A 26,338-nucleotide genomic window follows, 5' to 3' on the forward strand; every position below is an offset into this window, starting at 1 on the left:
TCATTCCCCATTAAGCCATATCCAACAACTGCTGATCAATATAGTTTCTCGCAATCAATGCATACTCCAGCGGGTTTGCAACATCGGGGTCTTGTTCAGCTTCAATGACAATCCATCCGGAATAACTGTGCTTCAACAGCAGCTGATATACTTCTCTAAAGTCAATGCAGCCGTCACCGGGAACCGTAAACATGCCTTTTAAAAATGATTGCCGGAACGATTGTCCTTCGAGCCTGCATTGTTCCATGACATTCAGGCGGGCATCCTTAAAGTGCACATGCTTAATGCGGCCGATATGCTTCTCAAGCATCCCCATGTAATCGCCGTCAGAAATATACGCATGCCCTGTATCATAGAGGAGGTGTACATGCGCAGGGTCTGTTCCTGCCATCAGGCGGTCCACTTCTTCCGCTGTTTGGACACCAGTGCCGAGATGATGATGATAGACAAGCTTCAAGCCATGCTGAGCGGCAATTTCGCCAAGGTGATTCAGCCCTTCGCAAAGCCGCTCCCATTCATCATCCGTAAAGTGCGGCTTCTCTGTGAACACGTTTTTCTCCAAGCCTTGCACGCTGTACGTTTGTTCAGAGACAACTGCGACATCCGCGTTTACTTGCTGCAAATACTCACAATGCAGGGTAAATGTCTTTGCCGCTTCACCAAGTCCGTCACGCAAAATAAAACTGCTGAACCATTTTCCTGCAATGCGTAAGTTCCGAAGCTTCAGCTCTTTGTTCAGGACGGCAGGTTCGGGGAAAAAGCCCCCGACTTCCGTGCCTTGAAAACGTGCGACAACGATATCACTTAACAAATGCTGAAGTGTATTTCCCGCTCCAATTTCAGGCATGTCATCATTCCGCCACCCAATGGGAGCGATTCCCCACAGGATTTCATTTTTGCCCATCTTGGTGCCTCCCCTCTAATACTGCTTCGCAGATTCCAGCTTTTTCTCTTTTGCTTCGTATGCCTTCTGAACGCTTTCTTGTTCAGATACCTCTGCCACCCCGACATGCCACCAGCTATCATAGCCGTCCGTCATTGTTTTAGGCAGCACCTTCATTTCAATTAATGTTGATACATCCTGTTTCTTCGCATCCTCTAACGCCGCTTTTAATTCTTCTACTGTGTTTGCGCGGTAGGTTTTCGCGCCGTATCCCTCAGCGACTTTCGCGTAATCGACATTCAGGATTTGGTTGTCATCTGTGCGGAACTCGCAATAGTAGCTGCCGCTGCCGTGATCCATTTGCAGGTTGTTGATGCATCCGAATCCTGAGTTGTCAAAGAGCAGCACATTGATTTTCTTGTTGTACTGAATCGCCGTGATCAATTCAGAATGAAGCATCAGGAAGCTGCCGTCTCCGACGATTGAATACACTTCTCTGTCAGGGTGGGCCAGTTTAAGACCGAGTGTCCCGGACACTTCATAGCCCATGCAAGAATATCCATACTCCAGGTGATACGTATTCGGAACATTAGAATGCCACAGACGCTGCAAATCTCCTGGGAGTGAGCCTGCTGAACAGATGATGACGCTGTCTTCAGGAATCGTCTCGTTGATTGTCAGCAATGCCGTTGTTTGCGGAAGCTCCGTATTCAACGCGTCAGCATATTCATTCAGGACCTCTTGAGAAAAGTGATTTTTGATTTCCGGATCAAATGCTTCCCGCTTAAACGTCACTTTGCTGAGACGCTCGCGTTCAGCTAGCCATTCGTCCTTCAGCTCCCGGATCGTTGTGCCGAACTCGCTCTCATAGCCTTCAAGCAAGCCGTGCAGTTTGCCAAGCGTCACTTTCGCATCCGCCACCACTTGGAATGCATCAAGTTTATACGCCTGCATTCGGCTGACGTTAATGTTCAAAAACTTCGCTTTATCAAAATCAAAAGCGGTCTTAGAGGATGTCGCAAAATCTGTATACCTTGTGCCTATGCCGATAATCAAATCAGCTTGGCGGGCCGCTTTGTTTGCCGCAAGTGTACCTGTGATGCCCATTCCGCCAAGGTTGTTCGCAAAATCTGCCTCAACGGTAGACTTTCCTGCCTGCGTTTCAACTAACGGAATGTTATAGGCTTCAGAAATGGCAACCAATTCATCGCGCGCACCGGAATATTTTGCGCCTCCGCCGACGAGAATCACAGGTTTTTTGCTGGATTTAATCAGCTCCGCCGCACCTTGAAGCTCGCGCTCGCTCGGCTGCATGCGATCAATATAGTGAACCCGTTTGACGAAGAAACTTTCATCAAAATCGTATGCTTCCCCTTCAACATCCTGAGAAATACAAATCGTTGCCGGACCTGCTTTTGCCGGATCAGTCATGACTTCAAACGCGCGCAGCAAACTGCTCATCAGCTGCTCAGGGCGCGTAATGCGGTCCCAGTATCTCGATACAGGCTTCAATGCATCGTTTGTCGTAATCGCCGCACTGTATTCTTGCTCCATTTGCTGCAGTACAGGGTCTGGCTGTCTTGTCGCAAATGTGTCTGCCGGAATCAAGAGAACTGGGATATTATTTGCCAATGCAGTGCCGGCTGCCGCCACCAAGTTAGCCGCTCCAGGTCCGACGGATGTAGACACCGCATATATTTTTCTTCTCAGCATTTGCTTGCTGTACGCCATGGCCGCATGCGCCATTCCTTGTTCATTTTTCCCTTGATAGACTTTCAAATGGCCTGCATCCTGCTCAAGCGCCTGCCCGATCCCTAATACGTTTCCATGACCGAAAATCGTGAAGATCCCTTCGACAAAAGGCTCTTCCTTTCCATCTACATGGATGTACTGCTGGTTTAAGAATTTAATCAGCGCCTGCGCAGTTGTTAAGCGAATTTTCTTACCCACAAACGATCCCACCTTTACTCGATCTTTTTCAATTATGACTGTGCTTCAATAAGCTGTTCGATTTCTTCCGCAGTCGGCATCGCTTCTGACGAACTGTGCTTGCTCACCACAATGGAGGCTGAAGCACTGCCGTATTTCAATGCCGTTTCAATGTCTTTTCCGCTGACAAGGCCATAGATAAAGGCTGACGCATAGGAGTCACCGGCCCCAAAGGTTTTCAGCACTTTTGTCTTGTACGCTTGAGCGCGGAATACCTCGCCGGATTTGCTGTATGCGTAAGAGCCTTCGACGCCGTGTTTGATGACAACGAGGTCGGCTGAATGGCCAAATAAATGATTGACGGATTCTTCATTGCTTCCGCCTGTGCGGTTTTCCATCACATCAAATTCATCGCGTGTGCCGATGACGATATCAGACTGCTCGGCAACCAAAGAATAATAAACGGCTGTTTCATCTGATGACTGCCACGTATATGGCCGGTAATCCAGTTCGAATACCACCTTAACCTGATGCTTTTTCGCGTATTGAACAGCTTTTAACACCGCTTCCCGTGACGGGCTTTTGGCGAGCGCTGTCCCGGAGACAAGCAGCATTTTCGCATTTGCGATATAGTCCTCACTTACCTCTGAAGGCTCAAGATAAAGATCCGCCACATCATCGCGATACATTAAGATGCTGCATTCTTCAGGGCTGAGGATTTCTGTAAATGCAAGGCCTGCTTTGTGTCCATCTTGATCAACAATCATCTGTGTAGTATCCACGCCGGTCTTTCTCATATAGGACTCTATGAATCTTCCATGCTGGTCATCCGGAATTTTGCCGATGAAGCCCGCTTTTAAGCCAAGCTTCGCGCTGCCGATCGCGATATTCGCAGGTGAACCGCCGACATATTTCGAAAATGTCATCGTTTCTTCCATTGGGCGGTTGTATTCGACTGCGTTCAGATCAATACATGCCCGGCCGATGGCAACAATATCAAAAGCCTTCTCTTCATTGAATGTATACTTCATCGTAAACAGCCACTCCTCACTTGTTAGCGTTCTAAAATCCATTCATGCGCCGGGTCGTTATAAAACTTCCATTTTCGCGTCGGCCCTGCCATGACATTTAAATAGTAGGATGTGTATCCGTCCGGAACGCCTACCGGGTGGTATCCCGCAGGAACGATGACAACGTTTTCATTTCCCACAGTCATTGTCTCGTCAATAGAACGGTCATCTGTGTATACGCGCTGAAACACAAAGCCCTGTCCCGGGTCTAACTCATGGTAGTACGTTTCTTCTAAGAAAGATTCTTCCGGCAAGTTGTCTTGGTCATGTTTGTGAGGCGGGTAGCTGGACCAGTTGCCGCTGTCTGTATAGACTTCAACTACTAATAGACTGTTAGCTGAAGGGTCTGAATCCGGAAGAATGTTATGAACAGTACGTTTGTTTGAAAATTGCCCGCGATGCTCAATTCCGTTGTCTTCCGCTTTGATCAGCTTTGTCGGAAGCTGCTTTTCCGATGGAGAATAGCAAAGCGCCACTCTTGCGTCGCTGACCGCTGTGATCTCAAATGCACGGTCATTTGAAATATAGACGCTGTCTGTCGGTTTTCGTTCAAATACGCTTTCGCGCGTGCCGATATTCTCAAAAGTCGACTCATGATCTGTCACTGTAATTTTCCCCGTTACCGCCACAATACAGATTTCTTGTTTTTTCAATTCTTCTGTATAGCTTGAACCTGATGCAAGATCTAACACTTTAAACTCTACATAAGTGAGATCAGAGTTGGATGTCGTTACTTCGTGCACGAGTTTGACCCCATTAGACACTTCATGCGACTGCGGCTTACGCAACAAATAACTCATAGAGAAGCCCTCCTCTTTCTATTGGCAGAATGAGTCCGAACAGCGCACATGGACGCCGTTCGGCTGTTCGTCGTTTAGTTGAAATCAGGTGCCGGATATCTTGCCGTCACCACTTTTTTACGTGTATAGAAGTCGACGCTGTCTTTTCCGTTCGCATGCAGCGTTCCAAAGAATGAAGATTTCCAGCCTGAGAATGGGAAGAACGCCATTGGAGCCGGCACACCAAGGTTGATGCCTAGCATTCCCGCATCAATGTTTTCACGGAAGTAGCGGATTGCGTTTGAGTTGGATGTGAACAAGCAGGCGCCGTTCGCAAACTCAGACTTATTGGCGATTTCAATCGCTTCTTTCAGGTTTTTCACACGGATGACAGATAAGACCGGAGCGAAAATTTCATCTTTCCAGATCGTCATTTCTGTTGTGACATTGTCAAAGATCGTCGGGCCGACAAAGTAGCCGTCGTCAGACACATTTTCACGTCCGTCACATACGAGTCTGGCACCTTCTTCAAGACCTTTTTCGATATAGCTGAGCGTGCGCTTCTTGTTGTCTTCGCGAATCACCGGTCCTAAGAACACGCCGTCATCAAGGCCGTTACCGATTTTAATGTCCGCCACTTTTTCCTGCAGCTTCGCCATAAATTCATCGGCGATTCCTTCTTCAACTGTCACAACCGCACAAGCCATGCAGCGTTCACCGGCAGAACCGAAGGCAGCTCCAACGATGTTTGTAACCGTGTCTTCAAGATTCGCATCGTTCAAGACAATCGTATGGTTTTTCGCGCCAGTCAGAGATTGAACGCGTTTTAAGTTTTCGCTTCCTTTTTTGTAGACGTATTCGCCTACTGGCTTGGAGCCTACAAATGAAATCGCTTTAATTTCGGGATGCTCGAGAATCCCGTTTACAACGTCATGCGCACCGTATACGACGTTGAATACCCCTTTCGGAAGGCCCGCTTTTTCAAAAAGCTCAACCAATTTCTCTGTTAACAGCGGAGTCCGCTCAGATGGCTTTAAAATAAATGTGTTGCCGAGCGCGATCGCCATCGGGAACATCCAGCAAGGAACCATCATCGGGAAGTTGAATGGCGCGATTCCGCCGACAACTCCGATTGGGTAACGGTAGTTCGCCGCTTCAACGTCCGTTGCGATGGAAGCAAGCGAGTCACCCATCATCAGGGAAGGTGCTCCAGCGGCGAACTCTACGTTTTCAATCCCGCGTCCCACTTCACCTAAAGCTTCTTTTGTGTTTTTTCCGTTTTCAATGGTAATTAGATGAGCCAGTTCTTCTCTATGCTGGGACAGCAGCTGCTGAAAGTTAAATAGAATTCTGGCACGGCGCGGAACCGCCACCTTTGACCATGTTTTAAATGCTTCAGCCGCCGTTTGCGCTGCGTAATCAATATCCTCTTTTGTAGAAATCGGCACTTGGCATAGCACTTCTTTCGTCGCCGGATTGACGACATCTTCATATTGATCTGTTTTGCTTTCAACCCATTCACCGTTGATATAGTTTTTTAATTTTCTGATTTCTGCCATTCTTATTGCCTCCTTCATTAGTAAACACATACACTTGTATGGATGGTTCCGGATAGATTCATATCAATATCCACTTTTCAGTAAGCCAAGAATTAAACGCTTTCAAAAAAACCAAAAAAATAAATGGCGGATGCATATTTACATACAAGCAACCATTTCATGCACAACAGGTTACTTTTTGGTCATTTCTTGGTTATATTCTAATCGCATAATACCCATAAGTCAATCATAAACACTACATTTTTTCATTATTTTTATTATATTAATCTTTTAATCAAGTAAGAGAGGTAAGAGAAGGCCGTCCAATCTTGCAAAAGATATACACCGATGTTATCATTTTTTAAGCAACTATTGATTAACTTTTGGTTTTTATTATATATTTATGTTACGTAAAGATTCAAGAAGGAGTTTTTTATATGAAACTGATGCGGATTCAGGAAATGGAGGAGTACATTTTATCGCATGGCACTGTTTCCTTAGATGAGCTGTGCCAGGTGTTCAATGTCTCCAAAAACACAGTCAGACGTGATATCAACAAGCTAACAGAAAAGGGTGCGATTGAAAAAGTATACGGCGGCGTAACATCTATTGAAAAAACCGCATTAGTTCCTTTTGAAAATCGCACCATTCAGCACCAGGATGAAAAAACAAAAATCGCTCATTATGCTTCCCGATTTATTGAAGATCACGATTTGGTCTTCATTGATTCAGGAACGACGACAAAGTCTATTCTTGATACGCTTGATCCAGCCAAAAATGTCACCATCTTAACCAACAGTTTAGACATTATCAATGCGGCGTCAGCTTTGAAGAATATCAACTTAATCATTATCGGAAACAACTATAAGAGAAAAACCCGCTCCTTTGTCGGCATGGACGACCCGGCTATGCTTGATAAGTACAATATCAACAAAGCCTTTATGTCCGCTACCGGAACGACGCTGACACACGGATTGACCAACTCGGATCTGCTGGAGTATGAAATTAAAAAGAGGATTTCGGAAAAAGCAAAAGAAGTGTATCTATTGGCTGACCATTCTAAATTCGGAAAATCAACGCTTCTGACGTATGCACCGTTTGACAGGCTGCATTGCATTGTAACCTCTCAGCCATTAGACGACGAGTACACGCAGTACTGCAATGAGCATCAAATCGGCATTCATCTAGCCTAACGTTTACAATAGTGTTGAGAGTCTATCATCCATTTTATTCTAGGAGGCAGATCATGAAAAAAGCGAAGCTCGGAAAATCAGACTTGCAGGTATTCCCTATCGGATTAGGAACAAATGCTGTCGGAGGACATAACCTCTATCCGAACCTAAATGAAGAAACCGGAAAAGAATTGGTGCGCGAGGCGATCCGTAATGGCGTGACAATGTTAGACACCGCTTATATTTACGGGATCGGCCGTTCCGAAGAATTAATTGGTGAAGTGCTGCGTGAATTCAACCGTGAAGATGTTGTCATCGCGACAAAAGCCGCTCACAGAAAACAAGGCAATGACTTTGTCTTTGATAATTCACCAGAATTTCTTAAAAAATCAGTTGATGAAAGCCTGAAGCGCTTGAATACCGATTATATCGATTTGTTCTACATTCACTTCCCTGACGAACATACGCCTAAGGATGAAGCTGTTAACGCGCTGAATGAGATGAAGAAAGCCGGAAAAATCCGCTCCATCGGTGTATCCAACTTCTCTTTAGAGCAATTGAAAGAAGCAAACAAAGACGGTTTGGTAGATGTATTGCAAGGCGAATACAACCTGTTAAACCGTGAAGCGGAAAAAACATTCTTCCCGTATACGAAGGAGCATAATATTTCATTTATCCCTTACTTCCCGCTCGTATCAGGTTTATTGGCAGGAAAGTATACAGAAGATACAACGTTCCCAGAAGGCGACCTGCGAAACGAACAGGAACACTTCAAGGGCGAGCGTTTCAAAGAAAATATCAGAAAGGTCAACAAGCTTGCGCCGATTGCCGAAAAACACAACGTGGATATCCCTCACATCGTATTGGCCTGGTATTTAGCAAGACCGGAAATTGATATTTTAATCCCGGGAGCAAAACGTGCCGATCAGCTGATTGATAACATCAAAACAGCCGACGTGACGCTTTCTCAAGAGGATATTTCATTTATTGATAAGCTGTTCGCATAAGAAGAAAACAGCCTTCTCCATTGGAGAAGGCTGTTTTTTTGTGCGATAAATTCCTAAATAACTGATTTTGAAGCAAAACCTTACAAAATGAGCCATAAATCCGATAAAATAAAGGTAGTTTATCTCAGAAAGAAAGTGATTGAGAAAGCAAAAGTATGAAACGTTCATATCATCTAGCTCATATGAAATAAAGCTGACCCAGCTTCTTTTATTTGCTGGTCAGAATAGCGGACCTTTTCGGCGGTCTATGGAGGAAACAGAATGAAACTTAAATATGTAAAAGCCTTAGTTGCAGTAACCGTTGCTTTAGGTGTACTGCTGCCATCAACGATTTCTCATGCAAAGAGCTTTAGCGGCCGCTCATCATCTAGTTACAGCAGCCGAAGTTCAAGCTCGTCATACAGCGGAAGCTATAAATCAAGCCCGAAATCAAGCTACAGCTCAGGATCAGGCTCTTCTAGCAAAAAATCCAAGACGCCTGACGATTCATCATCATCGATTTCGCTTAAAAAGAAGCCTTCGGAAAAGGCAAGCTCATCAAGCTCTAAAAAATCGTCAGGGACCTTTTCCGGCGCTACATCAAAAGTAAGCGGAAAGACATACAGCGGAAAAACGTCTAAAGCTTATGTTGGCGGACGTTATGTTTCAGTGAATCATTACTATCACGCAGGTTTCGCACCATCAGGATGGTTTGGATATTATAGCGGATTTACAATGGGTATGTTCATGATCAGCATGATGCACCCATGGGGTTACACCTATCATCCAGTCGGAGGACCAGGCTATGTTTCTTATGGCGCTTCACCCATTGCCTGGATCGTTGATATCATCGCTTTGATCATTATTTTAATCATTGTCATCGCATTGATTCGCGCATTTAAAGCACCGAAGACGTACAGAAGGAGATTTTAGGCGATGAGATTAATATTAAATGAGCAAGAAATTGTAGACGGAATTTGCGTGTATATTTCCAATGAAGAAGATATCTACCCTGAAGACGTTGAAGTAAAGGAGCTATCTTATAACAAGCGTACAGGGTTCTTCGCTGAAGCTACATTTGGCCTGCACCACAAGCAGCTTATGTCAGATGACATTTCAGAAGGCATTATTCAGTTCTTAGAGGAATACCACAACTTCAATCCGGACGTTACCGTCGTTGAATTGCAATTTGATAAGAAAAAAGGCTTCTCCGCCTTGGTTTTCGTCAACGAAGCAGAAGAATAAAAATGTCTTAATCAAAACCTTACTCCGCGCGGGTAAGGTTTTTTTAATGGTTTCTCTGAGCATAAAGTTATTTCGTTTTTCCTAAACTCAGCGGATCTGTGATCATCTCTTTTGGCTTTAACGTTTCCGTTTGTTCAAAACAAATGTTTCAAATGAGATAGGAAATGGGTACTAATCTATTAACTTTGTTATACATTTTAGATACTCATTGGCTCAACAACTGAGGAGGAGACATTTGTGAAGAAAGACACAAGGAAATATATGATCTACTTTTTCGGCGCTTTAGGGGGACTGCTTTACGGTTACGATACAGGCGTTATCTCCGGGGCACTCCTGTTTATCAATAACGATATTCCTTTAACGACATTGACAGAAGGATTGGTTGTCAGCATGTTGCTCCTTGGCGCGATTTTCGGTTCGGCCTTGAGCGGTACATGCTCAGACCGCTGGGGCAGGAGAAAGGTTGTATTTGTCCTTTCCATCATTTTCATTATCGGAGCGCTCGCTTGCGCATTTTCTCAAACAATCGGCATGCTGATTGCATCTAGGGTGATTCTCGGATTGGCCGTCGGCGGTTCAACGGCGCTTGTGCCCGTATATCTTTCAGAAATGGCACCGACAAAAATTCGCGGTACACTCGGCACAATGAACAACTTAATGATCGTCACAGGAATTTTGCTCGCCTATATCGTGAACTACCTGTTCACACCGTTTGAAGCGTGGCGCTGGATGGTCGGTCTGGCCGCGGTGCCTGCCGTGCTTTTATTAATCGGCATCGCATTCATGCCGGAATCGCCAAGATGGCTCGTGAAGCGCGGCCGTGAAGAAGAAGCGAGACGAATCATGAACATCACTCATGATCCCAAAGACATCGAAATGGAATTGGCAGAGATGAAGCAAGGAGAAGCAGAGAAAAAAGAAACAACACTCAGCGTCCTAAAAGCCAAATGGATTCGCCCTATGCTTCTGATTGGCGTCGGTCTTGCCATTTTTCAGCAGGCTGTCGGCATTAACACGGTCATCTACTACGCGCCGACCATTTTTACGAAGGCCGGTCTTGGCACGTCAGCTTCCGCACTCGGCACAATGGGAATCGGCGTCCTTAACGTCATCATGTGTATCACTGCCATGATTTTAATTGACCGTGTCGGACGCAAAAAACTTCTGATCTGGGGAAGTGTCGGCATCACACTGAGCCTTGCTGCTTTATCAGGCGTGCTCCTGACACTGGGGCTTTCCGCATCAACAGCGTGGATGACAGTAGTCTTTCTCGGTGTCTATATCGTCTTTTACCAGGCGACATGGGGTCCGGTAGTGTGGGTGCTCATGCCTGAGCTCTTCCCGTCCAAAGCACGCGGAGCCGCGACAGGGTTCACGACTTTGGTGTTATCGGCAGCTAACCTGATCGTGTCGCTTGTCTTCCCGCTGATGCTAAGCGCGATGGGCATCGCATGGGTCTTTATGGTTTTCTCAGTCATTTGTCTTCTCTCATTTTTCTTCGCGTTCTACATGGTACCGGAAACCAAAGGGAAAAGCTTGGAGGAAATTGAAGCAAGCCTGAAAAAACGGTTTAAAAAGAAGAAAAGCACCCAAAACCAAGTGCTGAATGAGCGTACATTATAAAAAAAGGAATCGTCTCCTTATGAGACGATTCCTTTTTCTGTTTACACCATGACCTTGCAAATATTGTTCGTAAATTCCACAGGGTCCTGAATCGGCAGGCCTTCGATGAGGAGCGCCTGATTGTACAGAAGGTTTGTGTACAGGCTCAGCTTCTCTTTATCTTGTTCAAACGCGTCCTGCAGTGTTTGGAATACCTCGTGATTTGGGTTGATTTCCAGCACTTTTTCCGCCTTCACATTTTGGCTGTCAGGCATCGCATTTAAGATTTTTTCCATCTCAATTGTCACTTCGCCGTCAGCAGCAAGGCAGACTGGATGTGATTTAAGCCGTTTTGAGATTCTGACGTTTTTCACTTTGTCTGACAGAATGTTTTTCATTTCCTCAAACAGATCCTTATACTTGCTTTCCTCTTCCTCGGACTGCTTTTGATCCTCATCCGTGTCTATGCCAAGGTCTCCGCTTGATACGGACTTGAATTCTTTTTCCTGATAAGAAGCCAGCATTTTAATTGCAAACTCATCGATGTCCTCAGTAAAGTAGAGGATTTCATAGCCTTTGTCCGCCACCATTTCCGTTTGCGGCAGTTTCTCAATGCGGTCGTAAGAATCACCGGTCGCGTAATAAATGAATTTCTGCTCCTCTGGCATTCTGGAAACATACTCGTCTAAGCTGACCAGTTTTTTCTCTTTTGAAGAGTAGAATAAGAGGAGATCCTTCAATTGATCCTTATTCGCGCCAAAATCATTGTACACGCCGAATTTCAGCTGTCTGCCGAACGACTTGTAGAACGTCTCGTATTTCTCGCGGTCTTTTTTCAACAGGCTTTGCAGCTCGCTTTTGATTTTCTTGCTGATGTTTTTCGCGATCAGCTTCAGCTGGCGGTCATGCTGCAGCATTTCTCTGGAAATATTCAGCGACAGATCCTCAGAATCGACCATGCCCTTCACAAAGCTGAAGTGGTCCGGTAGCAGGTCTGCGCACTTATTCATGATCAGCACGCCATTGGAATACAGCTCCAAGCCTTTCTCATATTCCTTGGAATAGTAGTCAAACGGCATGTTTTCAGGGACGAATAGAATCGCGTTGTAGCGAACCGCTCCATCCACGCTGATATGAACGTGTGTCAGCGGTTTATCAAACCCGTAATGCTTTTCAGCATAGAATTTTTCATAATCCTCATCTGTCAGCTCGCTTTTGTTTTTTCTCCAGATCGGCACCATGCTGTTGACCGTCTGCTCTTCCTGCACCTCTTCAAATTCATTTTCGCTGCCTTCCTTCGGCTTATTAATGGTTGTATCCATTTTGATCGGGTAGCGAATGAAGTCGGAGTACTTCTTGATGATCGCTTTTAAACGATATTCCTCTAAAAACTCGTCATAGCTGTCATCTTCTGTGTTCTCTTTGATTTTCAGGATAATGTCTGTACCGACAGAATCCTTTTCACACGGCTCAATCGTATAGCCGTCTGCACCCGCAGACTCCCATTTATAAGCCTCTTCGCTGCCAAGCGCTTTACTGATGACTGTCACGACATCGGCAACCATAAATGCCGCGTAAAAACCGACACCGAACTGCCCGATAATGTCATGTCCGTCTTTCAGCTCGTTTTCCTTTTTAAACGCGAGGGAACCGCTTTTTGCAATTGTTCCAAGATGCTGTTCAAGCTCATCCTTTGTCATTCCGATCCCCGTATCAGAGATGGTTAATGTTCTCGCATCTTTGTCAGCTGCGACCTTTATGTAGTAACTGTCTTTATCAAACGTAAGCGCATCGTCCGTAAGCGCTTTGTAATAGATTTTGTCAATCGCATCACTCGAATTGGAGATTAACTCGCGCAGGAAAATTTCTTTTTGGGTATAAATGGAGTTAATCATCATATCCAGCAAGCGTTTAGACTCTGCTTTAAACTCTTTTTTCGCCACTCTTGATCGCTCCTTTACCATTATGTAAACCCTTTTCAGCATCTATTTATCACATAAGATGACAATTGTCAATTAGATTGATAGATGCATATATATGTAAATTTAACATTAGTTGGATTTGTTTTCACTCTTTTTCTCACTCATTCTCATAAAAAAGAGAGGCTTCATCATCCTCTCTTTTTTTCTGTGTCATTCCAGCGGCCAAACTCCCGCTTCATCCATATATGCACCGGGTAGAAAAACAAACCGAACGGTATCAAAAACAATAGATTATGCCATGAAGCATTCAGAAATGCGCTTGCAGTCACCGGAAACGTAATCTCTTGCAATAAAAAAGAGATGACAGTCAGCACAACAAATGCAGATGGAATGGTAATAAAGCAATAAAACTTGAGCTCCTTCTTATGCTGTACCTTCAAACATACAAACCTCCCAACAATTTCTAATTCATCTTAACATATGCTGGCCTTTCTTTTCTCGCATGTTTATCACTGCACATAGCGGGAAGACAAATAGAAAAAGGAGGTCTCGTATCATGGGAAGACTTGAAAACAAAACAGCAGTGATCACAGGCGCCGCGACAGGCATTGGGCAAGCGACGGCAGAGGTTTTTGCCAATGAAGGCGCGCGTGTGATCATCGGAGATATCAATAAAGATCAAATGGAAGAAACAGTTGACGCAATCAGAAAAAACGGAGGACAGGCCGAATCCTTTCACCTCGATGTGTCAGATGAAAACAGTGTGAAAGCATTTGCTGATCAAATCAAGGATGCATGCGGAACGATTGATATTCTGTTTAATAATGCCGGCGTTGATCAGGAAGGCGGAAAGGTACACGAATATCCGGTTGACCTGTTTGACCGCATTATCGCCGTCGACCTGCGCGGCACGTTCCTTTGCAGCAAATATTTGATTCCGCTCATGCTCGAAAATGGAGGCTCCATCATCAACACCTCCTCCATGTCAGGCCGTGCCGCGGACCTTGACCGCTCCGGCTACAACGCCGCAAAAGGCGGTATCACCAACCTGACAAAGGCAATGGCAATCGACTACGCACGAAACGGCATCCGCGTCAATTCCATTTCACCGGGTACGATCGAAACCCCGCTGATTGACAAATTAGCAGGCACCAAAGAACAGGAAATGGGTGAAAAATTCCGCGAAGCCAACAAATGGATCACACCGCTCGGCCGCCTCGGCCAGCCGAAGGAAATGGCGACAGTGGCCCTGTTCCTCGCGTCAGACGACAGCTCATATGTCACAGGAGAGGACATCACCGCAGACGGCGGCATCATGGCATACACATGGCCAGGGAAAATGCTGATTGATGAGAAATGGAAGAAAGAAACGAAATAAGAGAGGGGATATCCCTCTCTTTTTGTCTTTCAAAGCAATACAACCTTATACTTTTTCACATCCAAAAACTGCAAAAATTCCCTCGCCAGCACTTCAGGCGGATGCACCTTTCCTTCATCCAGCCGATACAAAAGCAACCCGATAATCATTGCGGATACATAATGGGCATAAAGCTTTTTCTCTGCGTGAATATCAGTTTGCTGATGCAGATAAAACGATTCCAGCGCTTTGAACATATCAGGTATCACATGAGGAACACCCCATTCCCGATTGAGAAAATGGACAATGGGCATATTTGACAAAGCAGAAAGCAGACTGGCGAGCGCCTTCTCCGCTTCCTTTAAGGGAAATTCATTCGGGCTGGAGGCAATCGTCAGGTGATCAATGATCCCCGCACATGATCGCTGTATCATGGTTTGGAGCAATTCCTCCTTATTGGCATAGTGATCATAAAAGGTTGCACGGCGGATATTGCTTTTCCGGGTAATATCCGAAATCGTGATGGCTGCGTAGTCTTTTTTCTCCGCCAGCACGTCCAGAAATGCCTTCTGGAGCGCCTCTCTCGTTCGAATCACACGCCTGTCGATTTGCTTGTTCTTCTCTCGCTCTCCTGGCACAGCCTGTCCAAACAGCCAATAAAATCTCTTTTGAGAAACAAGCTCCCATACCTTTTGGCTGATAGCTTCCGGAGTCGCGGCCGCATCCTCATTCAGCCAATACAGGATAATCGCGTACGTGTACAAGGCCCGGTAATGTCCGTAAATTTCCCGTTCGATCGGCGTCAAATTCACATGGACCGGAGTCAGCAGCACATCCTGCTGAAACACATCCTTAAAAAAACGATGGAAATGCTCTCTGTTCATCATCACAGAAAAAAAGGATCGATGCTCATGAACAAAGGACAGCGTCGGATGCACCGTTTGCCGTTTTTTGTTCAAATGGAGGGTATCCATATGACTGAAGGCGTCAAAAAGCGCTTTGCCCAGCCCTTCCTTCTTGTCTTCGATTAAATCCTCAATGATTGAAAACTTATCCTCATAATAAAGGTAGAGCGATCCGCGGCTCACTTTGGCCTTCTCAGCGATTTCTTTCATTGTGATGTGTTGAATATCTCTTTCTTTCAATAAGGCCAGCAGCGCCTCTTTCACTTGAGCTTCGGCAGATTCCGGCACAAAAGACACCCCCAATCATTAGACAAATGTTCGATATATGTACGGTAACGTATAGATGGTTCACCGTTGTCTTTCTTACAGAAAAGGTACCACCTTATAATAGGTCCGAGAAAAGAAGAAAGCAAATGAGGGGGATTTTACAATGGAACAGCAAGTAAAGGACGACATCCAGCGTGTCTTTCTGCTTCAGAAAAAACAGCAAAAAGCCTTGCGTGCTTCAACAGCGGAACAGCGCAGAGAAAAGCTTCAGCGCTTTTTAGATTCCGTCATCGCCCATGAAGAAGAAATCATCGAAGCGATCCGTAAAGACGTCCGCAAACCATATCATGAAGTCAAAAAAGCGGAAATTGAAGGAACAAAAAAAGCGATTAGAGATAATATGAATAACCTGGAACAATGGATGGCGCCTAAAGAAGTCGGTTCATCGTTAAGCCCTGACGCAAACGGAATTCTTATGTACGAGCCTAAAGGCGTCACACTCATTCTCGGCCCGTGGAACTATCCGTTTATGCTGACGATGGCGCCGCTTGCCGCTTCTCTCGCAGCCGGAAACAGCGCGATTGTGAAGCTGTCCGATTTCACGATGAACACGAGCAACATTGCCGCTAAAGTGATAAGAGACGCTTTTGATGAAAAAGAAGTCGCGATTTTTGAAGGAGAGGTTGAGGTGGCAACCGAACTACTTGATCAGCCGTTCGACCATATTTTCTTCACTGGAAGCACAAATGTCGGGAAAATTGTCATGACAGCGGCTGCCAAACACTTGGCATCTGTCACACTTGAACTTGGCGGCAAGAGCCCGACGATCATTGACAGTGAATACGATCTGATGGACGCAGCGAAAAAGATCGCCGTCGGGAAATTCGTAAACGCCGGCCAAACCTGCATCGCACCTGATTACCTGTTCATTAAAAAAGACGTTCAGGACAGGTTCGCGGGGATTTTACAAACAGTCGTCAACGCTGGATTTATGGAGGATGATCATACCCCAGACCGCAGCAAATTTACGCAGATCGTCAATGACCGCAACTTCAACCGCGTCAAAGATCTGTTCGACGATGCCATCGAAAAAGGGGCGGAAGTGGTGTTCGGCGGCGTATTTGATGCCAGCGACCGCACGATCTCGCCAACCGTTTTGAAAAACGTCACGTCTGACATGAAAATCATGCAGGAGGAAATCTTCGCACCGATTCTGCCAATGATGAACTATGAAGACATCGACGAGGTCATCGATTACGTAAATGACCGCGATAAACCGCTTGCACTTTATGTGTTCAGCAAAAACCAAGACCTGATTGACAACGTCCTTCAGCACACGACATCAGGAAATGCCGCCATCAATGATGTCGTCGTCCATTTCAGTGACGTCAACCTGCCATTCGGCGGCGTAAACACAAGCGGAATCGGCTCCTATCATGGTGTATACGGATTCAAAGAGTTTTCTCATGAGAAGGGTGTATTTATTCAGGCCTCTAAATAATCGTAATGAAGAGAATCTGCATCATCTTGCAGGTTCTTTTTTTATCTTTATATCACCTAAATAAAGAGATTAAAAGTGATAAAATACAATTTTCAAACGAGACAAAATTCCTCTAGTCTATCTCATTGAAACCCTGCAGCCCCTAACGTATAATACCCAGAAAACTTTAAAGGAGTAAAATGATACATGGAAAAACCAGCAGGATTTTGGATTCGGGCAGCCGCCTCGATTATTGATGTATTTATTATAGCTATATTCTCTTTCATTATGATTTTCATTAACACCTTCATTGTGTTGCCACTCATTGATGCAGCAGGTACACACATGTCAGAAGCCCAATATGAGTTTTTCATGTTGATCATTGGCACAATCCCTGTTTTGGCCATCATATTTATTTTCGCTATTCTTTACTATAGCTTGCTGACTTCCTCAAACATGCAAGCAACATTGGGAAAAAACTCATGGGCATCATCGTTGTCAATCAGTATGGCGAGCGTATTTCTTTTTGGCACAGCTTCGGCCGTTTCTTCGCTTACACATTATCTAAGATCTTATATATCGGTTTTATCATGGCGGCCTTTCCCTCTAAACTGGCATTACATGATTATATTTGCGGGACAAAGGTTGTCTATAAAAATAAATATCTTGATTGATCAAAAAAACAGGCTGCCGAGTTAACCTCGCCAGCCTGTTTTACTATTTCCCAAAAGCCATCAGCTTCGTATAACTTCCAATATAAAGCGTTCCGTCCTCAGCGAGCTGAGGAGAAGACACGACGTTGCTGTCGGTTTGATAGCTCCATAATTCATTGCCGTTTGCGTCTGCCGCATAAACCTTCATATCATCTGACCCGAAATACACCGTTCCCTTCGCGTCAATCAGCGGCGCCGTTCTGACAGGACCGTCTGTATAGAATGACCAGTTCATATCCCCGTTTTTGCTGATGGAAAACAGCTCGCCGCTTCCTGAGCCGATGTAGATATTGCCATTATGATCAATCGCAGGAGATGAGCTGGAGAACCCGTTTAACGGGAATGTCCATTTCAAACTGCCTGTTGATGTATAGGCATACAGCTGTCCATCTTGGTTGCCGGCATAAATGTTTCCGTCCTTATCAATCACCGGATATCCTTTAAACGCATTTGACGTCGTTCTGGACCATTTCACCTGTCCGGTTCCGGAGTTGATCGCATAAAACACGTAATTATATGTGCCGACATACACGGTGCCGTTTTTGGCAAGCACCGGCACAGAGCTGACGACACCATTTGTTTTCAACTTCCAGCGCTCTGTCCAGGTTGATTTTGACGTCGGTTTGATCGCGTGAACATAATTATCAAGTGTTGAGAAATACAACGTCCCGTCTGAACCGATCACCGTTTCAGAGCTTGGCCCGCCGCTTAACGGAACCGTTGTTAAAATTTCTCCCGTTTCTTTGTCAATAAAATAAATCTTTTTGTCATAGGATGCCAAATAGATAACGCCGTTGGTCCCAAGTACAGGAGATTGCGTATATGTTTTTCCAAGATTGCCAGTCACCCATTTGACTGAGCCGTCTGGATTAAAGGCTTTCATTTCCCCGTCTCTGGAATGAAAATATACTGTGCCGTCTCCGTCAATCACAGCCCCCGCTCCATTTTGCGGAGTCGTTCTGATGTCGTTTTGCCATTTCAGCGTCCCGTCTGTATTTCCGGCGAACCGGCTTTCGCGTGACCAGTTAAACATGGCAGGCGCCATCGCTTGTACATCATATCTTCCTGGCAAAAAGCCAGATGCTCCATTATTTTGAGAAAACACCGTTTCCGCCGCATAAGCAGCTGTCGGCTGAAGCACTTTGGCAGCGGGCACATCAGAAACAGCGCCGGCCGAAACAGCCGCCGCCACCGCAGCTCCCGCAATCAAAGCTTTCATACGAAATGACTTGACCATCATTGAGACCCCCATTATATGTAACTTCTAATTTGTGACCATCATAACATATTCATCCATTTTATAAATCTATTTCACAAAAACATCACAAACTAGAAAACTATGTAAGAGTATTCACGGACGTTTTTTCAGCACCCGATCGAAATGCAGCCACAAACCAAATGACGTTGACAGCAGCCGCAGCGAGACTAACTCCCAAAACAAAGATCACCTCAGAAAGCAGATGGTCACTAAAGAAACTAAACATCAAGATAAAACCGGCCGAAGACAAATGAATCAAAAGCCCGAAGCCGCAAAGCACCGCCATGACATACCTCATTGCATCGACTCCGAGCATATAAACGAGAAATGGAATGAAATACAAGACAAGGATCATACCGACAGCTGACCACATGCCAGCTGAATTAAACTGATTGGCCGCCGCTCCCGTTCCGGCCAGCGGCGAAAGTGAAGCCGCCACAATCACGGCGCAAAAAAGAAACGCAGAAATGGTTGTCATGATCGCCACGCTATTTTTTTTTGACATCAAACTCCTCCTTTAATAGAAATATTAACCTTTTTTATTATAAGTAAGTTGAATGTTATATTCATTATATTTTTAAAAAATTCCAGAATACATACACAAATGCTATGCTTCTTTCTAGTATATTTATATAGTAAAAAACAAAGGATAAAAGACTCATTTTTCTGTAATATCAGGATTTTATCACCATACCATATTGCATGTACTTGTTTTTCAAAGTATACTATTCCAGATTAATTCAGAGGAGAGAGAAAAATACATGGAAAAACCAGCAGGATTTTGGATTCGTTTTTTAGCTTATTTTATTGATGGCATTATTGTATCTGTTCCTAGTTATATTATTCTATTTGTGATCAATTCTGTTTTTGTAGCTGGGGCTGTGGCAACAAACCCTTACATGACGGAAGAAGAGTATTTAGTAAAATACATGACGCTTGCATTTTTGCCTACTATGCTGATCATGATCGTCATCAGTGTGTTATATTACGGGCTGCTCACAGCTTCTAAAATGCAAGGCACACTTGGCAAAAAAATTCTTGGCCTGAAAGTGGTCAATGAACAAGGCGAACGGGTTTCTGTCGGACAGGCAATTGGCCGTTACTTTGCCTATATCTTATCTGGAATCATCTTTTATATCGGGTTTATCATGATCGCCTTTGGAGAGAAAAAAGGCCTGCATGACATCATTTGCAAAACACGTGTCGTGTATAAATAATAGAAAAAAGTCTAGACGCCAATAGGCATCTAGACTTTTGTTTTCTTTACAATAGGCTGCCACGACAGATACGTAGCGCTTCTCCACAGCCACTCAAACGGCCCCATCCGAAAGACACGAAGCCAAAGGTGGCTGAAGACCATTTGAACGGCACAAACAGCAATTGTAATGAGCACACCGGCAGCAGGGTACACTTTTCCATACAGGCCCAAGCCGTAATGATAAAAAATCCAAGTACATACAATAGACTGCATCAGATAATTGGTAAATGCCATCCTCCCAACAGCGGAGAATGATTGCAGCACTGTTCTCACTCTTGTTTTATGATAAAGATAGACAACCGTTGTAACATAGAAAAACATGAGGAAAGGCGCGCCAATCAGCAAACATATTTCTTTATCCGTTACATTGTACAGCACCTGGGCGCCGATGCCGATGACAAGCCCAGCCATCCATAATCGTTTTAATCCTTTGCGATGCTTTTCCGGTTCATGCAAATACCGTGATTTTGCTGCCGCAGCTCCCAGCAAAAACATGCTGAAATAAGGAATGGATGCAAAGAAGAAGTTGAGCGGATTATACGTAAGCATGCCATTCGAAGACATATAAACAAGACGGTCATGGATCCGCTGTTCTGCAATGTCCTTCAGGCTGCCGCTTCCATAAACATGAATCGCTTGTTTTGCCTGCTGTTTTACCGCTTGTACCCATTCCTGTCCGTTTGATTGATCAAAACTTGTCAACATGAGCGGAATGGAAAACAGAAGATACAAAGAGACCGCCCATATCAGCAGTGTTTTCGGCTTTGCTTTTCGAAACAAGAGCAGGACAAAACCGAGCAAGGCATATTCTGTTAAAATATCCCCGTCCCATATCAAAAAGGCATGAATCGTTCCAAACAAGAGAAGCGCCATTAACCTTCTCACATATAACGGAACAAACCGTTTCCCTTTGTTTTCTGCTCTCTCCATCATGACAACCATGCCAAATCCAAATAAAAAGGAAAACAATAAAATACATTTTGTTTGAATGAAGAATTTCAGTATGTCTGCGGCGGCAAAATCAGCTTCAGACCACTTATCCATGAAAAAATTCTCTTTTCCAAGCATAGACAAATACATATCCGGATAACTGAAATGTGCCAGATTGACAAATAAGATGCCGAAAATCGCCATTCCTCTCAGCACATCAAGCACACCGATCCGCTCATTTGTTAGAGTCGGCTGTAATGAAGACATAGCCATCACGCTCCTTTTTTCTGTACCTTAAGGGTATGAAAAAATGAAGCGCGGAAACATCGATTTAGGTGTCAGGCCGGCATGAAAACCTTACAATCTTGTCATCTTTATGGTTTCATCACCTTTAAATCTAATGCTTCGATATTCTGCAAAACGCGATCAAAACGCAAAGCCTGAGGCTCACATGGGAAGATGTGGCCTTCATACGGGTCGCCTAACGTCCGGAAAAACGGTTCAAATAAACCAGGAACCAATACGCCCACCATCTTTGTATAGTGAGAATCAAGGCGATAGGAGTGAACGGTATTTGCAGGGACATGCAGGAAATCTCCCGGATTCAGCTGAATTTCCTGGCCATCTGCCCACATCGTCATCTGACCTTCAAGGCAATAAAATGTTTCTGTATGATGTTCATGGTAGTGATCAACGATTCGGTCACCTTTAGGGCCTTCAGAGGATACGACGGTAAACTGGCCATCTGTATTTTTTTGTGCAGCCACAATGCGGTGAAGCTGATCTCCAGTCAACAGGCGATCTCCTTCTCCAGATTCAAGAACGTATGGAACGGCTCCATCTGGCAGCTCTGTAAGTTCCGCTAATTTGGCCGAACATGCAGGCTTTTCTTCATCTAGAAATACAATGTCCGCTACAGCGGCTGCTTCTGCAAATCGCTCGTTTGAGACTTCTTCGCTTGCGTACGGCGGATGTTCAGCGTGATCATACGGATTCCCAATAACGGAATACAAGTGCGCTACGTTTCCTTTCATCGTGTAAGACACCAGTCTTGTTCTGTGGCTCTGCATCCGGTAGCTGTGCGGTGTTCCCGCCGGAATGTTCGCATAATCACCTGATATTAATAAATAGCGTTCACCGTCAAGTGTCAGTTCCAGTTTCCCGTCCAAAACGAGAATTCCTTCATGTGTGTCCTTGTGGACGTGAAGCGGAAAGGCATCTCCTTTTCCCCCGGAAAGAAGCACGATCTCAAACAAATCACCTGTGCTCCTCCCATTCGCCATCACCGTGGCAACCTGTCTGCCGAACAGATAGCGCTCGCCTTCTCCGCTCCGAAGCAAATAAGGCATTTTTTCTTTAGGCAATGAATGTGTACATAATGTTTTCATATTATCGCTTCCTCCAATTTAGACCAGTCTATATATTATCATTATTTGTCTAGACCGTTCTATATAATTGTAGGAGAAAGGATAACAAAATGCTACCCTTTTTTTCTCACCAGCACTGGTATTTGTTCGGCAATGAGAAGAAGGGGCGTTTTGTCTTTATTCGTTAACGAAAGCATGATGCCGCCCTCAATCATCGAATTAATCAGCGTTCCAAGCTGATTTGCTTCTTCTTCTGCAAATCCGTTTTCTATTAATTTTCTGGCAAAAACCGCTTCCCAGCTTTTAAACACCTTCATGCAAACCGTCCGCAGCGGTTCACTGATTAACGCTGTCTCACTCGCCAGCAAACCGACTGGAATACCTTTAATGCTTTCTGTGTTGTCAAATTGGCTGGCTGTTTTTTTGATAAAAAGCTGAATCGCTTCTGTTGGATCAGAGGATTCATCCATGCTTTGCTGTATCAGATGTTCAACGATCTTACCTGTATATGTAACCGCTTCAATTGCTAATTCTTCTTTGCCATTCGGAAAAAAGTGATAAAGCGATCCCTTAGGAGCACCGCTTTCTTTTACAATCTGGTTCAAACCTGTCGCGTGATATCCTTGCAGCTGGAACAGACGTGACGCCGTGTGAAGGATTTTTTCACGTGAATCTCCTCTGCTAGTCATTAAAACATTCCCTCCTAGGTATGGTAGAGCGACTTATATAATATAAAAAAGAACCCTGTGATTGTCAAAAGGGGTAAGACCCTTCCGGATGGGGTAATGTACAAAAACAGCGTCTAGGAGGGATCTCTCAATGACAATCGATCATTCAGTCACAAATACAGAACAGCTTGAACGACAAAACCTCGCCATAAAAACAAAGCTCAAACTGAAAAAGCTTAAGGATCAGGTGATCGTCATTACCGGCGCTTCAAGCGGAATCGGACTTGTCACGGCACGAATGGCAGCTGAAAAAGGCGCAAAGGTCGTGGCAGCAGCGCGAAATGAAGACGCGCTGAAGGAGCTCACTGATGAACTTAAGGAAAAAGGGCACGACGCCATATGGGTAAAGGCGGATGTCGGAAAAGAAGAGGACGTCAACCGCATCGCAGAAACCGCGATCAGCACATTCGGCCGCTTTGACACATGGGTCAACAATGCGGCCGTCTCGACTTTCGGACATGCCATGGACGTCACCGTCGAAGACATGAAGCGCATGTTCGACACAAATTTCTGGGGACCTGTTTACGGAACAAGAGCGGCTGTCAAACACTACACCGGCAGAGGTGTGCCGGGCGCACTCATTAATGTAGGAAGCCTGTTCGGAGACAGGGGAACGGTCATTCAATCCACATATGCATCTGCCAAATTTGCGCTTCACGGCTGGACGGAAAGCATCCGAATGGAGCTCGAAAAGGAACAGGCGCCAGTCTCGGTAACGCTCATCCACCCGGGCAGAATTGACACGCCTTATAACGAGCATGCGCACAGCTACCTCGACAAACAGCCGGCTCATTACCGCTCCATGATCTATCCGCCGGAAGCAGTCGCCGAAGCGATCCTGTTTGCCGCCGAACACCCTAAGCGCGACATGTACATCGGCTCACAGGCCAAAGCCATCGCCATGCTGGGCGCGCTTTTCCCTCGTCTGACCGACAGACTGATGGAAAAAATCATGTATCACAGCCAGCATGCCGAAAGACCGTCCAAACCGCGAGAAGAAAGCGCTCTTTATGATGCGGGCTGCAGTATGCATGACAGAGGCACAAATAAAGGATGGATGAGGTCAAGAAGCTACTACACAAAAGCGACGAAGCGCCCCATTGTATCGGCGGCTGTTGTTGCCGGACTAGTGGCTTGGGCTGCCGCCAAACGATGCAGATAATCTCTGACCATGATAGAAAAACCCATGCTGTTCCAGCGAACCATGGGTTTTTCAGCTGTTAATCGATAAAAGCCTTGTTCATACGCTGCAACAGCTCGCCAAACATCTCTTTTTCCTGTGTTGACCATTCTTTCAGCATCTGTTCATAACGTTCAAGGCGCTTTTGCTGATCGGCTTTTAATAGTTGTTTGCCGAGTTTTGTAATAGTAAACAGGCTGACTCTCCCATCAGATGGGTCTGAGAAACGATAGATGAGCTCCTTTGCCTCTAATGCAGCTGCTTGTCTTGAAAGAGTAGAAATATCAAGCTTAAACGATTCTGCCAATTCCTTAACACGAGCAGGCCCAAACTCATCCAATTGTCTCAGTAATAAGTACGAAGATCTCTCCAAATTCCCTGTTCTTTTCTCTGATTGATCCAGATAAACAGCTCTCCTGATAAAAGTCGTCAGCTCATATTCAATTAATTCAACTGGATTTTGATTTTGCAATCGCTCTCGCTCCCTATTCCAATCTCCGGCATTGACAACATCATATATACTTGTATAATACAAATGTACATTAACTGAATAAATACAAGTCGTTATATGACTAAATCAATCATTATACTTGTATAGTACAATCATATAAAAAGAAAGTAAAGCGATTCCTCAGAACCATCCTAGAAGCAAGCACCAGAAAGGAGGAAGCTGTTCTGATTGGAGAGCAGCACTTGATGTGAAAGTCATACGAATTATCTTGCAAGTGTTGATATTATATGTATTTTTTATGATCGGGGAAGCCATTCAGCATCTGTTTCATTTACCCGTGTCAGGAAGCATCGTTGGATTGGTATTGCTTCTGATCTGCTTGGGCCTCCGTATTGTTCCCGTCTCCATCATTGAAGACGGAGCAGGGTTTTTATTATCCTTCCTTCCATTGTTGTTCATCCCGGCAATGACAGGAGTGATAAACTATCCGTCTCTCATTTCATTCAATGGCCTGATGCTGCTGATTACAGTCGTTCTGAGCACCATCGTCACGATCATTGCGGCTGGATTCGCCAGCCAGCTATTAGAGAAAAAAGCAAAAAAACGGGAGGAGAAAGAGAAATGCAGCAAGCATGTATCGCGATCATTATAATTCTTTTAACAGTTGCCGCTTATTTAGCGATGGTCAAACTCTATAAGCGATTCCCGCTTCCATTTCTGATCCCCGTTCTGACAACGACCATTTTGATTGTAGCGGTTTTGATGATGTTCCATGTTTCCTATGAAGGCTATATGATCGGGGGGAAATGGATCAATTCTTTGCTTGGGCCGGCTGTCGTGGCACTGGCCTATCCGCTTTATAAACAATGGCATATTATTGTCAAACATTGTGTTCCCATTTTAGGCGGCGTCCTGGTCGGATTATGCATGGGAATGATCAGCGGGCTGATCTTCGCAGAAGCATTCGGGATTGATCATGATCTCTTATTATCCATTCTGCCAAAGTCGATCACAACCCCTGTCGCTATTCAGATCGCCGCCGATCTTGGCGGCGTCCCTTCCATGACAGTCGTATTTGTCATGATTGCGGGCTTTTCAGGCGTCATCCTCGGGCCTCTTTTCCTAAAATGGCTTCGCATACGCAGTTCCCTTGGACAAGGCATTGCATTAGGCAGCGCCTCCCATGCACTGGGCACCTCCAAAGCATTGGAATATGGGGAACTGGCCGTCTCCATGAGTTCCGTCTCCATGACGCTTTGTGCGGTGCTCGGCTCATTCTTCGGCCCGCTCGTCGTCTGGCTGTTTCATATTTAACAAA

General features: G+C 45.0%; 25 protein-coding genes and 1 pseudogene. 12 read left to right on the plus strand and 14 right to left on the minus strand.

Annotated features, from left to right (window positions below; genetic code table 11):
• Window positions 1-10 precede the first annotated feature (10 nt).
• From iolE to iolA, 5 genes are all read right to left on the minus strand, one after another.
• The gene (gene iolE / locus MHB62_RS20575) at window positions 11-904 is read right to left on the minus strand and encodes a myo-inosose-2 dehydratase (RefSeq protein ID WP_019712599.1); all 894 of its coding nucleotides are present in this window, start codon (window positions 902-904) and stop codon (window positions 11-13) included.
• A 15-nt stretch (window positions 905-919) separates the two neighbouring features.
• Complete coding sequence (iolD, locus tag MHB62_RS20580; RefSeq protein ID WP_003242642.1) at window positions 920-2,833, minus strand: 3D-(3,5/4)-trihydroxycyclohexane-1,2-dione acylhydrolase (decyclizing); 1,914 nt, start codon at window positions 2,831-2,833, stop codon at window positions 920-922.
• A gap of 32 nt (window positions 2,834-2,865) precedes the next feature.
• The gene (iolC, locus tag MHB62_RS20585) at window positions 2,866-3,843 is read right to left on the minus strand and encodes a 5-dehydro-2-deoxygluconokinase (RefSeq protein ID WP_003243753.1); all 978 of its coding nucleotides are present in this window, start codon (window positions 3,841-3,843) and stop codon (window positions 2,866-2,868) included.
• A gap of 23 nt (window positions 3,844-3,866) precedes the next feature.
• Entirely contained in the window at window positions 3,867-4,682 is an 816-nt protein-coding gene (iolB, locus tag MHB62_RS20590; protein WP_003243247.1) for a 5-deoxy-glucuronate isomerase, read from the minus strand.
• A gap of 74 nt (window positions 4,683-4,756) precedes the next feature.
• Entirely contained in the window at window positions 4,757-6,220 is a 1,464-nt protein-coding gene (gene iolA / locus MHB62_RS20595; protein WP_032676940.1) for a methylmalonate-semialdehyde dehydrogenase, read from the minus strand.
• Window positions 6,221-6,636: 416 nt separating this feature from the next.
• Here iolA and iolR point away from each other — a divergent pair, with 416 nt between their 5' ends.
• The 5 genes from iolR (at window position 6,637) to MHB62_RS20620 (ending at window position 11,225) form a co-directional block, all read left to right on the plus strand.
• Entirely contained in the window at window positions 6,637-7,392 is a 756-nt protein-coding gene (iolR, locus tag MHB62_RS20600) for a myo-inositol utilization transcriptional regulator IolR (protein WP_003227050.1), read from the plus strand.
• A gap of 53 nt (window positions 7,393-7,445) precedes the next feature.
• On the plus strand, window positions 7,446-8,378 hold the full coding sequence (locus MHB62_RS20605) for an aldo/keto reductase (RefSeq protein ID WP_003227049.1): 933 nt from the start codon (window positions 7,446-7,448) through the stop codon (window positions 8,376-8,378).
• A gap of 261 nt (window positions 8,379-8,639) precedes the next feature.
• Complete coding sequence (locus MHB62_RS20610; RefSeq protein WP_029726144.1) at window positions 8,640-9,290, plus strand: hypothetical protein; 651 nt, start codon at window positions 8,640-8,642, stop codon at window positions 9,288-9,290.
• Between the two features lie 3 nt (window positions 9,291-9,293).
• Complete coding sequence (locus MHB62_RS20615; protein ID WP_003227046.1) at window positions 9,294-9,602, plus strand: YxcD family protein; 309 nt, start codon at window positions 9,294-9,296, stop codon at window positions 9,600-9,602.
• Window positions 9,603-9,839: 237 nt separating this feature from the next.
• On the plus strand, window positions 9,840-11,225 hold the full coding sequence (locus MHB62_RS20620; RefSeq protein ID WP_015715023.1) for a sugar porter family MFS transporter: 1,386 nt from the start codon (window positions 9,840-9,842) through the stop codon (window positions 11,223-11,225).
• A 41-nt stretch (window positions 11,226-11,266) separates the two neighbouring features.
• On the opposite strand, the gene htpG is transcribed toward MHB62_RS20620, so the two are convergent.
• Both htpG and MHB62_RS20630 read right to left on the minus strand, forming a co-directional pair.
• The gene (gene htpG / locus MHB62_RS20625; RefSeq protein ID WP_003243561.1) at window positions 11,267-13,147 is read right to left on the minus strand and encodes a molecular chaperone HtpG; all 1,881 of its coding nucleotides are present in this window, start codon (window positions 13,145-13,147) and stop codon (window positions 11,267-11,269) included.
• A gap of 167 nt (window positions 13,148-13,314) precedes the next feature.
• On the minus strand, window positions 13,315-13,566 hold the full coding sequence (locus MHB62_RS20630) for a hypothetical protein (RefSeq protein ID WP_014481429.1): 252 nt from the start codon (window positions 13,564-13,566) through the stop codon (window positions 13,315-13,317).
• Window positions 13,567-13,682: 116 nt separating this feature from the next.
• On the opposite strand from MHB62_RS20630, the gene MHB62_RS20635 reads away from it, so the two are divergent.
• Complete coding sequence (locus MHB62_RS20635; protein WP_029318577.1) at window positions 13,683-14,504, plus strand: SDR family oxidoreductase; 822 nt, start codon at window positions 13,683-13,685, stop codon at window positions 14,502-14,504.
• 29 nt (window positions 14,505-14,533) lie between these two features.
• Here the strand turns inward: MHB62_RS20635 and MHB62_RS20640 are convergent, their stop codons facing one another.
• On the minus strand, window positions 14,534-15,676 hold the full coding sequence (locus MHB62_RS20640) for a TetR/AcrR family transcriptional regulator (protein WP_029726143.1): 1,143 nt from the start codon (window positions 15,674-15,676) through the stop codon (window positions 14,534-14,536).
• Between the two features lie 142 nt (window positions 15,677-15,818).
• Between MHB62_RS20640 and MHB62_RS20645 the strand changes: the two genes are divergently transcribed.
• Entirely contained in the window at window positions 15,819-17,156 is a 1,338-nt protein-coding gene (locus MHB62_RS20645; RefSeq protein ID WP_029726142.1) for an aldehyde dehydrogenase family protein, read from the plus strand.
• A gap of 186 nt (window positions 17,157-17,342) precedes the next feature.
• A pseudogene (locus MHB62_RS20650) lies at window positions 17,343-17,809 on the plus strand (RDD family protein).
• Window positions 17,810-17,852: 43 nt separating this feature from the next.
• Here MHB62_RS20650 and MHB62_RS20655 read toward each other — a convergent pair.
• Together MHB62_RS20655 and MHB62_RS20660 are read right to left on the minus strand one after the other, a co-directional pair.
• Window positions 17,853-19,085, minus strand: coding sequence for a PQQ-binding-like beta-propeller repeat protein (locus MHB62_RS20655; protein WP_032722767.1), 1,233 nt, complete (start codon window positions 19,083-19,085; stop codon window positions 17,853-17,855).
• A 100-nt stretch (window positions 19,086-19,185) separates the two neighbouring features.
• The gene (locus MHB62_RS20660) at window positions 19,186-19,611 is read right to left on the minus strand and encodes a DUF5391 family protein (RefSeq protein ID WP_003242533.1); all 426 of its coding nucleotides are present in this window, start codon (window positions 19,609-19,611) and stop codon (window positions 19,186-19,188) included.
• Between the two features lie 256 nt (window positions 19,612-19,867).
• Between MHB62_RS20660 and MHB62_RS20665 the strand changes: the two genes are divergently transcribed.
• Window positions 19,868-20,323, plus strand: a complete 456-nt coding sequence (locus tag MHB62_RS20665) for an RDD family protein (protein ID WP_019712603.1) — start codon at window positions 19,868-19,870, stop codon at window positions 20,321-20,323.
• Between the two features lie 29 nt (window positions 20,324-20,352).
• Here MHB62_RS20665 and MHB62_RS20670 read toward each other — a convergent pair whose 3' ends face one another.
• The 3 genes from MHB62_RS20670 to yxaF all read right to left on the minus strand — a co-directional run bounded on the left by MHB62_RS20670 (window position 20,353) and on the right by yxaF (window position 23,350).
• Window positions 20,353-21,561 (minus strand): DUF418 domain-containing protein, encoded by a 1,209-nt coding sequence (locus MHB62_RS20670; RefSeq protein WP_032722769.1) that lies wholly within the window; start codon window positions 21,559-21,561, stop codon window positions 20,353-20,355.
• 107 nt (window positions 21,562-21,668) lie between these two features.
• Window positions 21,669-22,682, minus strand: coding sequence for a quercetin 2,3-dioxygenase (gene qdoI / locus MHB62_RS20675; protein ID WP_032722771.1), 1,014 nt, complete (start codon window positions 22,680-22,682; stop codon window positions 21,669-21,671).
• Window positions 22,683-22,774: 92 nt separating this feature from the next.
• Window positions 22,775-23,350 (minus strand): transcriptional regulator YxaF, encoded by a 576-nt coding sequence (yxaF, locus tag MHB62_RS20680; RefSeq protein WP_032722773.1) that lies wholly within the window; start codon window positions 23,348-23,350, stop codon window positions 22,775-22,777.
• Between the two features lie 130 nt (window positions 23,351-23,480).
• On the opposite strand from yxaF, the gene MHB62_RS20685 reads away from it, so the two are divergent.
• Window positions 23,481-24,551, plus strand: a complete 1,071-nt coding sequence (locus MHB62_RS20685; protein ID WP_032722774.1) for an SDR family oxidoreductase — start codon at window positions 23,481-23,483, stop codon at window positions 24,549-24,551.
• 58 nt (window positions 24,552-24,609) lie between these two features.
• Here the strand turns inward: MHB62_RS20685 and MHB62_RS20690 are convergent, their stop codons facing one another.
• Window positions 24,610-25,041, minus strand: coding sequence for a MarR family winged helix-turn-helix transcriptional regulator (locus tag MHB62_RS20690; RefSeq protein ID WP_003243994.1), 432 nt, complete (start codon window positions 25,039-25,041; stop codon window positions 24,610-24,612).
• A gap of 226 nt (window positions 25,042-25,267) precedes the next feature.
• Between MHB62_RS20690 and MHB62_RS20695 the strand changes: the two genes are divergently transcribed.
• Together MHB62_RS20695 and MHB62_RS20700 are read left to right on the plus strand one after the other, a co-directional pair.
• The gene (locus MHB62_RS20695; RefSeq protein ID WP_009968420.1) at window positions 25,268-25,672 is read left to right on the plus strand and encodes a CidA/LrgA family holin-like protein; all 405 of its coding nucleotides are present in this window, start codon (window positions 25,268-25,270) and stop codon (window positions 25,670-25,672) included.
• Window positions 25,642-26,334: an LrgB family protein gene (locus MHB62_RS20700; protein WP_032722776.1), complete on the plus strand. Its 693-nt coding sequence runs from the start codon at window positions 25,642-25,644 to the stop codon at window positions 26,332-26,334. Before MHB62_RS20695 ends, MHB62_RS20700 begins: the two co-directional genes overlap by 31 nt.
• The last annotated feature ends 4 nt before the right edge of the window (window positions 26,335-26,338 follow it).

Origin of the sequence: Bacillus sp. FSL K6-0255 (assembly GCF_045040725.1) — a bacterium.
Taxonomy (GTDB): domain Bacteria; phylum Bacillota; class Bacilli; order Bacillales; family Bacillaceae; genus Bacillus; species Bacillus subtilis.